The sequence below is a fragment of the Streptomyces rapamycinicus NRRL 5491 genome, from assembly GCF_024298965.1.
In the GTDB taxonomy this organism is placed as follows: domain Bacteria; phylum Actinomycetota; class Actinomycetes; order Streptomycetales; family Streptomycetaceae; genus Streptomyces; species Streptomyces rapamycinicus.
The window spans coordinates 9,419,806-9,432,108 of record NZ_CP085193.1 but is presented as its reverse complement, the minus strand read 5'-3'; the positions used below and the strand labels follow the sequence as shown (position 1 = coordinate 9,432,108).

10 protein-coding genes and 3 pseudogenes are annotated in these 12,303 nt (G+C 69.3%); 9 read left to right on the top strand and 4 right to left on the bottom strand.

The window, feature by feature from the left end; translation table 11 throughout:
* Nucleotides 1–129 precede the first annotated feature (129 nt).
* The 8 genes and pseudogenes from LIV37_RS39760 to LIV37_RS39725 all read left to right on the top strand — a co-directional run.
* Nucleotides 130–1,068, top strand: a complete 939-nt coding sequence (locus LIV37_RS39760; RefSeq protein ID WP_020872702.1) for a carbohydrate kinase family protein — start codon at nt 130–132, stop codon at nt 1,066–1,068.
* A 141-nt stretch (nt 1,069–1,209) separates the two neighbouring features.
* Nucleotides 1,210–2,103, top strand: a complete 894-nt coding sequence (locus tag LIV37_RS39755; RefSeq protein WP_020872701.1) for a hypothetical protein — start codon at nt 1,210–1,212, stop codon at nt 2,101–2,103.
* Between the two features lie 54 nt (nt 2,104–2,157).
* Nucleotides 2,158–2,883, top strand: coding sequence for a TSUP family transporter (locus tag LIV37_RS39750; protein ID WP_020872700.1), 726 nt, complete (start codon nt 2,158–2,160; stop codon nt 2,881–2,883).
* On the top strand, nt 2,880–3,953 hold the full coding sequence (locus LIV37_RS39745) for a zinc-dependent alcohol dehydrogenase (protein ID WP_121823957.1): 1,074 nt from the start codon (nt 2,880–2,882) through the stop codon (nt 3,951–3,953). Before LIV37_RS39750 ends, LIV37_RS39745 begins: the two co-directional genes overlap by 4 nt.
* 110 nt (nt 3,954–4,063) lie before the next feature.
* Complete coding sequence (locus LIV37_RS39740) at nt 4,064–5,365, top strand: MFS transporter (RefSeq protein WP_020872698.1); 1,302 nt, start codon at nt 4,064–4,066, stop codon at nt 5,363–5,365.
* Nucleotides 5,366–5,456: 91 nt separating this feature from the next.
* The gene (locus tag LIV37_RS39735; protein ID WP_121825005.1) at nt 5,457–6,536 is read left to right on the top strand and encodes an integrase core domain-containing protein; all 1,080 of its coding nucleotides are present in this window, start codon (nt 5,457–5,459) and stop codon (nt 6,534–6,536) included.
* A 16-nt stretch (nt 6,537–6,552) separates the two neighbouring features.
* A pseudogene (locus LIV37_RS39730) lies at nt 6,553–7,599 on the top strand (transposase); the annotation flags it as partial.
* Between the two features lie 21 nt (nt 7,600–7,620).
* Nucleotides 7,621–8,870: pseudogene (locus tag LIV37_RS39725) on the top strand (ISL3 family transposase); the annotation flags it as partial.
* Here LIV37_RS39725 and LIV37_RS52725 read toward each other — a convergent pair.
* Nucleotides 8,836–9,087: a TetR/AcrR family transcriptional regulator C-terminal domain-containing protein gene (locus tag LIV37_RS52725; protein WP_158634855.1), complete on the bottom strand. Its 252-nt coding sequence runs from the start codon at nt 9,085–9,087 to the stop codon at nt 8,836–8,838. The pseudogene LIV37_RS39725 and the gene LIV37_RS52725 overlap by 35 nt on opposite strands.
* Before the next feature lie 289 nt (nt 9,088–9,376).
* Complete coding sequence (locus LIV37_RS39720) at nt 9,377–10,372, bottom strand: amidohydrolase family protein (RefSeq protein WP_020872696.1); 996 nt, start codon at nt 10,370–10,372, stop codon at nt 9,377–9,379.
* Nucleotides 10,373–10,469: 97 nt separating this feature from the next.
* On the opposite strand from LIV37_RS39720, the gene LIV37_RS39715 reads away from it, so the two are divergent.
* Nucleotides 10,470–11,096 (top strand): TetR/AcrR family transcriptional regulator, encoded by a 627-nt coding sequence (locus LIV37_RS39715; RefSeq protein WP_020872695.1) that lies wholly within the window; start codon nt 10,470–10,472, stop codon nt 11,094–11,096.
* A 318-nt stretch (nt 11,097–11,414) separates the two neighbouring features.
* Here the strand turns inward: LIV37_RS39715 and LIV37_RS39710 are convergent.
* Nucleotides 11,415–11,798 (bottom strand): annotated as a pseudogene (locus LIV37_RS39710) (zinc-binding dehydrogenase); the annotation flags it as partial.
* 33 nt (nt 11,799–11,831) lie between these two features.
* Nucleotides 11,832–12,281 (bottom strand): alcohol dehydrogenase catalytic domain-containing protein, encoded by a 450-nt coding sequence (locus LIV37_RS39705; RefSeq protein WP_020872694.1) that lies wholly within the window; start codon nt 12,279–12,281, stop codon nt 11,832–11,834.
* Nucleotides 12,282–12,303 lie beyond the last annotated feature (22 nt).

The following is a 12,303-nucleotide window of genomic DNA, read 5'->3' as shown; positions in this document are numbered from 1 at the left end:
GCCCCTTCCTTGGAACCCCTTGACGCTTCCCCGCCTATATGCCATTTATCGGACAAGGCATTGACGCTGCCGTGCCCCATCGTTAACGTCCTCGCAACGGTTGTTAGGAAACGAACAATTGGAGTAACCGTGGACGTCACGTTCGTGGGGCTCGCGACCTGGGACACGGTCGTGCAGCTGCCCCACCTGCCGGACGCCGACGGCCGCGTCGTCGCCGAAGCCTTGTGCACCGCCGGTGGCGGACCCGCCGCCACCGGCGCGGTCGCCACCGCCCGCCTCGGCCTCCGGGCCTCCCTCGTCGCCGCCGTGGGCACGGACCCGGAGGCGGAGCTGATCCGGGCGGACCTCGCCGCTGAAGGCGTCGGCACGGAGGGCGTCGCGGCGCTGCCCGACCACACCTCGGGAGCATGCGTGGTCCTCGTCGACCGGCCCCGCGCCTCGCGGGCCATCTGCGTACGGCCGGGCCCCGGACTGCGTCTGGAACCCGGGACGGCGGCCGCCGAGGCGATCCTCACGGCCCGCCTGGTGCACGTGGACCACGTCGGCCTGCCGGCCGTCGAGGACTTGCTGGAAACCCAGCCGAAAACCGCCCCGCGACCGCTGATCAGCTACGACGCCGGGAACCTCGGCCCACGCCGATGCCCCGAGATCGTGGACGTGTACGTCCCGACGCTGGCCGCGCTGCGCGAGGTCTACGCGGACCGGGCGGACGGTGAGGACCCGCTCGCCCTGCTGGCCGCGGCCCGCGCCGACGGCGCCCGGCTGGTGGTCGCCACCGACGGTCCGAACGGTGCATACGCCGCCGGACCCGGCGGCAACTACCACGTCCCCGGCCACCGCTACGTGACCGTACGCAGCACCCTCGGCGCGGGAGACGTCTTCCACGGCGCCCTCGTCGCCGCACTCGCCCGTGACCGGGCGCTCCCGGACGCGCTGGCCTACGCCAACGCCGCGGCGGCCCTGTCCTGCCGTGGTCTCGACGGGCGCAGCGGCATCCCCGGCGACGCCGAGACCCAGGAACTCGCCGCCCGGGTACCGGCCGCGGCACTTGCCCCGGCGGTCCGCTGAGACGGCCCCCGACCGTCTCCGGCCCGCGCCCCCACCGCCCCTCCCCCGGCCCGCCGCGCGACGGCGGGACCTGTCACCGATCCCCACTCCAGACCCGACGCCCGCATGCCGCGCGCCCGAACCGAGGAAACCAGGAGCACCATGACCGCCACCGCCACCGACCGCGACCTGTCCGCCATCGCCCGCCCCTCTGGCGGCTTCGCGATGCTCGCCGTGGACCAGCGCGAAGCGCTGCGCGCCATGTTCGCCGAGCACCAGACCGAGCCGGTCACCGACCAGCAGGTCACCGACTTCAAGATCGAGACCGTACGGGCGCTGACGCCCCACGCGTCCGCCGTCCTGCTGGAGCGGCAGTTCGCCCTGGAGCCGGTGCTCGCCGCCGACGCCATCGCACCGGGCTGCGGCCTGATCGCGGCCGTCGACGAACTCATCGGTGACGAGAAGGAGTTCGTCTCGCGCGTCGAGATCGACCCGGCGGTCTCACCGGCCTGGGTCTCCTCCGTCGGCGGTGTCGCCCTCAAGCTCCTGGTGCTGTGGCGCCCGGACGAGGACCCCGCCCCGCGCGTGGAGATGACCCGGCAGTTCGTCGCCATGGCCCGTGAGGCCGGCCTGATCAGCATCCTCGAACCCGTCTCGCGGACCTCCCGCGACGGCTCCCCGTGGACCGCCGCGGAGTGGAACGACGGCGTGTACGCCGCCGCCCGCGAGCTCGGCGGGCTCGGCGCCGACCTGTACAAGGCCGAGGTGCCGCTGCACGGCGAAGGCGATGAGGCAGCCGTGCGCCGGGGCTGCGCGCAGCTGAACGACATCATCGACAGCCCGTGGGTGGTGCTCTCCAGCGGTGTGCCGCACGAGCTCTTCCCGCGCGCCGTCCGGCTCGCCTGCGAGCAGGGCGCCTCGGGCTTTCTCGCAGGACGCGCGGTGTGGCGGCAGGTCGTCGGTGCCGCCGACATCCCGGCCGCCCTCCAGGAGCACGCCGTTCCCCGGCTCCGTGAGCTGGGCGAGATCGTCGACGCCGCCGTCGCCGGACGCTGATCCCGGCCACCGTGCCGCAGAACATCCTGCGGACCGCAGGAAGGAGGAGAGCACATGACGGTCACCGCGACCGCGCTGCTCGTGCTGAGCGTGCTGGCCGGCGCCTGCACCCAGCGCGTCACCGGCCTCGGTTTCACGCTGGTCGCGGGCCCGCTGCTAACCCTGCTACTGGGCGCTGTCGAGGGCGTACGGCTGGCCAATCTGCTCTCGCTGCTGTCCAGCCTGGTCGTCCTGCCGGCCGTGTGGGGCCGCGTCGAACCGCGCCGGGTGCTGCCGCTGGCCGTCCCCGCGCTCGCCGTCCTGCCGCTCGGCGCCCTCCTCGCGGCCGCACTGCCCGGCCCGCCGCTCCTGATCGCGGAGGGCGTTCTCGTCCTGGCGGCGCTGGCCGTGCTGCACCGCTTCCCCAGCCCCGCGTGGCTGCGGGGCCGGGGCGGCGCGGCCGGCACGGGCGCGGTGTCGGGACTCATGAATGTCACGGCAGGCATCGGCGGACCAGCCGTCGCCCTGTACGCTGCGGCCACCGCCTGGGAGCAGCGCTCCTTCATGGCCTGCATGCAGTTGTACACCGGCCTGCTCAACGCCGGCTCACTGGCCGCCAAGGGCCTTCCGACCTTGCCGGCCGCCGCGCTCGGCGGTGCCGCCGCCGCGGCTCTGACCGGAGCCGTCCTCGGCACCCTGACCGCCCACCGGATCACCGCCGCGCGGGCCCGTCAGGCCGTGCTCACCATCGCGGCCCTCGGCGCCGTGGGAGCCATCGTCAAGGGAGTGATCAACCTGTGAACCCCACCCCTAGCACCGGTGCCGCCCGGCCCGCCGCAGATACTGCGGATGCCACCTCCGGCTCCGTCCGGCAGGTCGTGCTGGGCGAGGACGGCCGGGTCCAGCTGCGCGAGGGCGCGGCGCCCGGGCCGTGCGGCCCGACCGAGGTCCTGCTCGCCCCGCTGCGGCTGGGCATCTGCGGCAGCGACATGCACGTGCTCCGGCGCGCCCACCCCTTCATCTCGCCGCCAGTGGTGACCGGCCACGAGTGCGCCGCCCGGGTGGTGGCGACCGGCTCGGAGGTCACCGCCTGCGCCAGCGGTGACATGGTGGTCGTCAACCCGCTGCTCACCTGCGGCGCCTGCGACCGCTGCCGCGCCGAACGCGCCAACCTGTGCTCGTCGGCCAAGGTCCTCGGCTTCGCGGTGCCGGGTGCCGCCCGGGACCGTTTCGCCCTGGACCAGCGGTACTGCCACCGCGTACCGGACGGCGTCCCCGCCGCGCGGGCCGTCCTGGCCGAACCGCTCGCCGTGGGCTGGCACGCGGTCGGCCGGGCGGCGGGCGGGCTCGGCCGCGTCCTGATCATCGGCGGCGGCCCCGTCGGCCTCGCCGTCCTGCACGCCGCCCGTGCCCGCGGCGCGGAACACATCACCCTCGCTGAGCCGGTCGCCGCCAAACGGGCGCTGGCCGAGCGCGGCGGCGCCGACCGGGTGCTCGACACCGGCGAAGCAGCCGGTGTGGCCCAGGCCGACACCGTATTCGACTGTGTCGCCGCCCCCGCCACCCTGGCCACGGCCGGTGCCGCCGCCGTGCCGGGCGGCAGCGTGGTGGTCGTGGGCGTGCCGTCCGGCGACCGGCCGCTGCCCCTGGCCCGGCTCCAGCGCTGGGAGATCGACGTCTTCGGCACCGGGCTCTACCTGGGTGCCGACATCGACGCGGTGATCGCCCGCATCGCCGCGGACCCGGCCGTCTGCGACGGCCTGGTGACAGCCGAATACCCCGTCGAGCAGGCCGCTGCGGCCTTCGCGGCGACCGACGACCCGGAACAGGTCAAAGTCCTCATCAGCTGGCCCGAGCCGACCGCGGACTGACGCACCCGTGGCCCAGCGCCATCACGTCTCAACGAGGAGATCCGATGTCCCGTCCCCAGCCTCACTCCCCCGCAGTCTCCGCGACTCCCCCGGTCAGCCAGCCGCCCCGTATGTCCAAGGTGGCGTTCGGCAGTTTCGCCGGCGCACTCATCGAATGGTACGACTTCTTCGTCTTCGGCACCGCGGCGGCCCTCGTCCTCGGCAAGCTCTTCTTCCCCGGCGACAACTCCACGCTGGCCACCCTCAGCGCCTTCGCGACCTACGGCGTCGGCTTCCTCGCGCGTCCCCTGGGCGGCATCGTGTTCGGCCACTTCGGCGACCGTGTGGGACGCAAGAAGGCACTGATCACCACCTTGGTCATAGTCGGCGCCAGCACCTTCGCGATCGGCCTGCTGCCCACCTACGAAACGGTCGGGTACCTCGCGCCGGGGCTGCTGGTGCTGCTGCGGCTCATCCAGGGCTTCGGGCTCGGCGGTGAGTACGGCGGCGCGTCCCTGATGACGGTCGAACACGCGCCGCCGCACCGGCGCGGCCTGTGGGGTTCCGTCCCGCAGGCCGCCGCCTCCACCGGCATCCTGCTGGCCACCGGTGTCTTCGCGCTCGTCACCCGGCTGCCCGACGAGCAGCTCTACGCCTGGGGCTGGCGAATGCCGTTCCTGCTGAGCGCGGTGATGACGATCGTGGGCTTGTTCATCCGCGCCAAGATCACGGAAACCCCCGACTTCGAACGCCTGAAGAAGACCAACACCGTGGCCCGGCGCCCCCTGGCCGACCTGATGCGCAATCCCCGGCCGGTGATTCTCACCTTCGGCGCCCGGATCGCCGAGGCGGTCTCCTCCAACATCGGCAACGCCTTCGCCATCTCGTACGTCGCCGGGCACCTCGCCGTCGACCGGACGGTGCCCCTCAACGCCATGCTCGTGGCCTCGGCCCTCGGCATCGTGGCGACACCGCTGTTCGGGGCCCTGACCGACATCGTGGGGCGCCGGCCCGTCTATCTCGCGGGCGCGGCCTTCGTGGTCTTGTCGGCGTACCCGTTCTTCCTGCTCCTCGACACCCGGTCCACAGCCCTCATCTGGACCGCGATGATCGCGATGTACATCTTCGGGCCGACCCTGATGTTCGCCGGGCAGGCGACCTTCTTCACCGAGATGTTCGGCCCGAACGTCCGGTACACCGGGCTCTCCGTCGCATACCAGGGCTCCGCCGTGCTGGGCGGGCTCACCCCGCTCATCGCGGCGGCGCTGCTGACGACCGCGGGTGACCGACCGTGGCTCGTCGCGGGATTCCTGGTCCTGTGCGGACTCGCCACCACGTGGTGCGTGTACCGCAGTCCGGAAACGCTCCCCCAGCGCGCGGAAGGTACCGCCGAGCCGGCGCGGGAAGGTACGGAGGCGTCCGTGGTTTCATGACCGTGCCGGACAGCCCCGGGCCACCGCAGCCCGGGGCACCGGTGCGTTACGGGCCGCGGCGGCTCCTCCCATCTGAAGCAGCATGCCGGTCGTGGTGATACAGCTGATCTACCTGCTCGCCTGCCAGACTTTCCGATGGCTTGCCCCGCTCGCCCGCTCGGATGCCTCGAAGGACACAGAGATTTTGATGCTCCGGCATCAACTCGCCATCGCACGACGCGCCCAGCCACGGCCGCGCTTCTCCTGGAGCGACAGGGCCGTCATGGCGGCACTGCTCCGGATCGTCAGCAAACAGCGGCGTACCCAGGTGGCCTTGCTGGTCTCTCCGCGATCGGTCCTGCGCTGGCACGCACGGCTCATCGCCTGGAAATGGGCCTACCCCTCCCGTCGGCCGGGCCGACCACCGAAACCAGAAGCCCTGCGACAACTGGTCGTGCGTCTGGCGCGGGAGAACCCGGGATGGGGATACCGCCGCATCCACGGTGAGCTCCTCGGCCTTGGACGTGACGTCGCGGCCTCCACCATCTGGTCCATTCTGAAGCAAGCAGGGATCGACCCGTCGCCGCGGCGTGTGGACTGCTCCTGGGCCGCTTTCCTCAAAGCCCAGGCCTCCGCGATCGTAGCCACCGATCTGTGCCACATCGATACGGTGTTCCTGCGGCGCTGGATCGTGCCGTTCTTCATCGACCACGGCACCCGGCAGGTGCACATCGCCGGCATCACCCGACACCCGACCGGCCCCTGGATCACCCAGCAAGCGCGCAACTACCTCATGGACCTCGGCGACCATGCCAAGTCGATCAAGTTCCTCATCCGGGACCGCGGCGCCTACTTCACCGACAACTTCGACGCCGTCTTCCACGCAATCGGCGTGCACGTCCTTCCCACACTGCCCCGGGTACCGCGGATGAACGCCATCGCGGAACGCTGGATCGGATCACGCCGACGCGAGGCGACCGACCGCATCCTGATCACGGGAGAGCGCCACCTACGCCTCGTCGTCAGCGAGTACACAGACCACTACAACCAACACCGGCCACACCGAACCCTCGGACAACGGGCGCCGGACCGACTCACCGAACCCGAACCACCCACCGCCACCGACAACACTCGCGTCCTTCGACGCGATCGACTCGGCGGCCTCATCCACGAATACACCCAGGTCGCATAGGGTGACACCGTTTCCGGCATCCACAGGCTTCGCCCTGTCGGGTGCGGTCTACCACCCCAGCTCCCCGGTCTGGCTGCGCGAGCTGCCCGCGGTGCAGGTCCTGCGGTGTGTGCTGCTGCAGAACTACACCCGCACCACACGCGGCGCCCGGGAGGTGGTCAAGCGGCGGGAGAAGACCGATGAGGGCGGTGACGGCCGCCCGCCCGGTCACCTACGGCTGTCCTCGCCGTATGACACCGACACCCGCTGGTCTGCCAAACGCGACATGCTCTGGAACGGCTACGAACTCCACATCAGCGAAACCTGCACCCCCGCCCCCGAAGCTGCACGCACACACCCGAATCTGATCACGAATGTCGCCACCACCCACTCCACGATGCCGGACAGCAAAGCCCTCGACAACATCCACCACACGCTCCAGCAACGCGGGCTGCTGCCCGATGAGCACTATCTCGACTCCGGCTACGCCACCGCCGAACTCATCCAAGGCTCGGTGAAGACCTACGGCATCGCACTGATCACACCAGTCCTGCTGGACACCTCCCGGCAGGCCAAAGCCCAAGCGGGCTTCGCCGCCACCGACTTCACCATCGACTGGGATGCTGAGAAGGCCACCTGTCCCGCCGGGCATACCAGCGCCACCTGGAATCCCGTCGTCAGTGAAGGCATCCCCAAGACCGTGGTCAGCTTTGCCGCCCTCGACTGCATCCCCTGCCCCTTCAAACCCCAGTGCACCACCGCCAAGAAGAACCGCCGCCAGCTCTCCCTCCACCCCCGGCAGATGACCGAGGCACTCCGGCATGCCCGAACCCAGCAGAAGACCAGGCACTGGAACACCGACTACGCCCTACGCTCCGGCATCGAGGGAACCATCAGGCAAGCCACCGCTGTCACCGGCACACGCCGCACCCGCTACCGAGGCCTCGCGAAGACCCATCTCGAACACATCTACTCCGCCGTCGCACTCAACCTGATCCGCCTGAACGCCTGGTGGAACGACCGCCCCCTGGACCGCACCCGCACCAGCCACCTCACCCGACTCGAGCACACCCTCACCGCATAACACCACAATGGGCAACAGGATCGGGCAGTGCTGGACCGATACCAGCGGCATACGACCCGCCTGACCAGGCAAGTCAAGGCCGTGGGCGAGGAGTTAGCGGGCCGGGCCGGGGCGCGGTTGCTGGCGATACTGGCGGTGAGCCTGTCGCGGCACACGGCCCTACGCGCCCTGCTGAGGATGCCGTTGCCCACCGGGCGGGTGCCCCGTGTGGTCGGCGTCGACGACTTCGCGCTGCGCCGGCGCCACCGCTACGCCACCGTGATCATCGATGCCGAGACCCATGAACGGATCGACGTGCTGCCCGACCGCACGGCCGACCCCCTGGAAGCGTGGCTGCACGAACATCCGGGCATCGAGGTCGTGTGCCGTGACGGCTCGGCGACCTATGCCGAGGCCATCCGTCGTGCCCTGCCTGACGCGGTGCAAGTCGGTGATCGCTGGCATTTATGGAAGAACCTGTGCGAAGCCGCCCTGAGCGAGGTGAAGGCACACAGCACCTGCTGGGCCACCGTACTGGACGCGCCGATCTACGACGGGCCCCGCGCCCAAGACCACCCTCGACGCTGGCACCAGGTCCACGGCCTGCTCAACCAGGGCGTGGGCCTGCTCGAATGCGCCCGCCGCCTGCAACTGGCCCTGAACACCGTCAAACGCTACGCCCGAGCAGACCGGCCCGAGCGCATGCTCCGCGTCCCCAAGTACCGCGCCAGCCTGGTCGATCCCTACCGCGAGCACCTGCGCAAACGCCGAACTGAAGACCCCGGCGCCCCCGTCCTGCACCTCTTCGAAGAGATCAAGGCCCTCGGCTTCACAGGCTGCCTGAACCTTCCGCACAAGTACATCAACCAAGGCCGCCGGACGCCGAGCGCAGCCATATCTCGCCACGTCGACTCGCCCGGATACTGCTGACCAGGCCCGACAACCTGAAGGCCGAGCAGCACGAGCTCCTGGCCCGGATCACCGCCGCCTGCCCCGAGATGACCCAACTGGCCGCACACATCAGGGACTTCGCGCCGCTCCTTACGCCACACACCGACAACCCCGATGCGCTTACGCGCTGGATCATCCAAGTCCGAACAGCCGATCTCCCCCATCTACACGCCTTCACCCGGGGCCTGGACCGGGACATCGACGCCGTGATCGCCGGGCTCACGCTTCCGTACAGCAACGGCCCAACCGAGGGCGTCAACACCAAAACCACACGGATCGCGCGCCAGATGCACGGACGAGCAGGCTTCACCCTGCTCCGGCACCGCATCCTCCTCGGATAACAGCACGCCCCGTCACCACCGAATGTGAGACAGGGCCCTTCGGAGGCCATGCCCTCGGCCAGACGAGGAACCTTGGGACGAGCCCCATGAACTTGCGAGCCGCCTGGCGGGCATCTGAGCGTCGTAGACGGCCGTCGAGGACCAGAGCTTCGGTGCAGACCGCGAACACATCCGCGATCAGCCCTCTGCCCTGGCGGCAGAATCCTCCGCGGTCCACGGCGGACGCCCGGACTCGCTCACCACCAGCGATCAACTACTGACGCAGGACACCAGCGAGTACGAGGCCTGCCTCGACGTGTTCCGCTGGCTGCACCGCTGCATCGTCGACGCCATTGTTCCCGTCTCGGACACCGCACCCCAATCGCTTGTGAAGCAGAGTTCGAAGCAACACTATTCTCGCTGGTGGCAGCCGCCTCACCAGTGTCCTCACTCGAGGCCAAGCCCTGGTGTCCATTCGTGATTCATGTCCCCGCCGCGGGTGCCCGCGTCATTGCGCAGGCGACGGATCACAGGCCCAGGAGCCGTTCGGCGGTACCGTGGGCTATGCGGTTCTTGTCCTCGATACTCAGGTCCGCCTCCTCGAGGAACGCTGCGGCGCCTTCGTTTCCCACGAACGGATAGTCGACCGCGAGGACGATGCGCTCGACGCCAAGCGTCTCCGCACAAAACCGGAGCTGCGCCTGGTTCCACATGCCACTGGGCGTGATGTGGACATTGTGCTTGAAGTAGTCCGCGAACGGTCGGTCGAGTTTCGTGATCCCCTGAGGCAGCAACTCCTCGATCCTGTCGAGATAGAACGGGATCATCTCTCCCCAGTGACCGAGAATGACCTGGAGGTCCTGGTACTTGTCGAAGACACCGGAGAGCACCATGTGGATGAAGTGCTCTGCAGTCTCCACGTGCCACCCCCACGCTGCGGTCTGGAGTCTGCTGGTCACAAGCGGGGGGAGGCCCTCGTAGCTGACCTCGGTGACCGCGCGCGGCGGCATCGCGGGGTGCAGGTAGATGGGCACACCAAGGCGGTTGGCCGTAGCCAGGACGGGGTCGAATCGCGGAGTGTCCAGGAACTCGTCCTCTGTGCGCCCGTTGATCAGCGTGCCGACGAAGCCCAGTTCGCCGACGCAACGCTCCAGCTCACTCGCGGCGGCCTCAGGAGCGGCAGTCGGCAGAGCGGCGAACGCGGCGAAGCGCCCGGGAAACGCGTTGACCGCTTGTGCGGCGGTGTCGTTCGCGGCACGGACGAGTTCCGGCGCCACGCCGGCGGGGGCCTGCTGCGCCCAGAGGCAGGACAGGACCTGGGTGGTGATGCCGTTCCGGTCCATGTTCGCGATCCGCTTCTCGCCGAGGTCCAGCAGCATGGACTCACTCTGCAGCGAGCCCGCGAACCCGGTTCCGGCTGCGTAGGCCGCAGCGAAGTTCGGGGCGAGTCGGTTGATGGTCGCACTGCTCGCCGCGGTGAGCGCAGGGTCTGCGAAGTGCTCTTCAAGCGTGATGATCTTCATAGCAGCCACCGGATAGAGAACAATATTGTTTCTTAAATCGACGGTACAGGAACGCTTGAGCTGACGCCATGCCGAGTGAGCGGCTATAAAGGACACGATGAGCCGCTCCTCAGCCACCCGTTCGAAGGTCCGCGCCCCTGTTACCACGGAACGGCCCACGCGTCGGCGTGGCACGGAACTGACGCAGGCGATCTATGAGGCGACACTGCGGGAACTTGCGGACACGAGTTTCGAGGAGTTGAGCTTCGAGTCGGTGGCGTCGGCCGCAGGCACCGGTAAATCCGTGCTCTACCGTCGCTGGAACACCACCGCCGAACTCGTCCTGGCGGCGCTCAAGGACTGTGAGGTGGGTCTGGCCAAGCCCGTGGTGCCGGACACCGGCACGCTTCGCGGAGATCTGATCGTGATCCTCTCAACCCTCGCCCAGGTTCTGGACGAGCCGCGTGGACGTGCCCTGTGGCCGCTGCTCATCCAGCGTGCCCGCCATCCCGAACTCTTCCACCAGATCATGGACCAGGTCAGCCGTCCCCACCGGATCGCCCTCTTCGAGTGCATCCGCGGGTTCGCTGACCAGGGCGAAGTCAGCCCGGCCAGGGCGACGGAACGCATCGCAGCCGCAGGCCCGCGCCTGATCATCGCCGAGTGTCTCGAGACGGGGAGCGTGGCCTATGACGACGTGGTGTCCATCGTGGACGAGGTGCTGCTGCCTCTGCTGACGTCGTGACAGCCTCGAGATCGAGCTCTCTACCCGCTCAAGAGCTGCAGAAGGCGCTGCTGCCTGGCGGCCGTACCCGCCTCGTGTCACGCCGTCCCGGCAGGTGCGGCGGTTATTGGCTGCATACACACGGACGAAATGTGCCCAGCACAGCGAGGCGCATCCTCCACCGCCGCGCTGGACACGCTGCGTGGGCCCGCCGCAGGGGAGCGAGGTCAGCAGCTTTGAGCCCCCCGGGCGCTCCTTCTGGTCCCGTTCCCATGTCGTGACGACGATCTTGCCGGTGTGAAGCCCCTTTTCGAGGTGGCGATGTGCCTCGACGACATCGTCGAGCGTGAACACCTTGTCGATGGCGGGCTGTAGGGCCCCAAGGCGCACACCGGCGTTCAGGAAAGCCGACATGCGCTTGACCACGACATCGTCGAGTGTGTGCTCGAAGCTCTCGTAGCTGAAGATCGTCAGAGGTGCGCCTGTCGGGAAGGGTACGGGCTGAGGGTCCAGGAAGCCCGCGGCGACCAGTGTTCCACCGGGGCCGGCCGCAGTCAGGAGATTTTGCTGGCCGGGGCTCATGACGAGATCGAGGACGATGTCGGCGCCGGTTCCGCCGGTGCAGTGGTGGACGGCTTCGGCGATGTCCGTCTGATCGGTGGCGATGGCCGCGTCCGCGCCCGTTGCGAGCAGGTCGTCCTTCTTCGCGGCGCGCCGGGTGATGGCGATGGGAACAGCGCCGATCTGATTGGCGATCTATACCGCGGCCCGTCCGACGCTGCCGGACGCGGCTGTGATGAGGACGTGGTCGCCGGGCCGCATCCGCGCTTTCTCGACGAGCGCGCCGAAGGCGGTGGAGAAGGCTACCCAGATCGCCGCCGCCTCCGTGACCCCGAGTGAGGCAGGCCGGACGATGACCCTGCTGGCGGGGACCGTGGTGTAATCGGCGTAGCTGTCCCTGACGCTGGCGTCCGGGATGGCCGTGAGGATGACCGGGTCGCCTATTTTCAGCCCGGTGACCTGCGGACCGAGTGCGTCGACGACGCCGGTTCCTTCGATACCGAGGCGAGCATGTGGCAGAGGGATAGGTACGGGCGAGGTACCGGAACGCACCATCTGATCGAGCGGGTTGACGGCGAAGGCTTCGATCCTGACCCTTACCTCGCCGGCATTGGGCTTGAGGACTGGCTCTTCGACGATGTGCATGGCTTCCGGCCCACCGACTCAT

Bases quoted from the DNA above. Each gene is read 5' to 3' on its own strand.
- LIV37_RS39755 (WP_020872701.1), top strand. From the start codon at position 1,210: ATGACCGCCACCGCCACCGACCGCGACCTGTCCGCCATCGCCCGCCCC.
- LIV37_RS39750 (WP_020872700.1), top strand. From the start codon at position 2,158: ATGACGGTCACCGCGACCGCGCTGCTCGTGCTGAGCGTGCTGGCCGGC.
- LIV37_RS39740 (WP_020872698.1), top strand. From the start codon at position 4,064: ATGTCCAAGGTGGCGTTCGGCAGTTTCGCCGGCGCACTCATCGAATGG.
- LIV37_RS39720 (WP_020872696.1), bottom strand. From the start codon at position 10,372: ATGAAGATCATCACGCTTGAAGAGCACTTCGCAGACCCTGCGCTCACC.
- LIV37_RS39715 (WP_020872695.1), top strand. From the start codon at position 10,470: ATGAGCCGCTCCTCAGCCACCCGTTCGAAGGTCCGCGCCCCTGTTACC.
- LIV37_RS39705 (WP_020872694.1), bottom strand. From the start codon at position 12,281: ATGCACATCGTCGAAGAGCCAGTCCTCAAGCCCAATGCCGGCGAGGTA.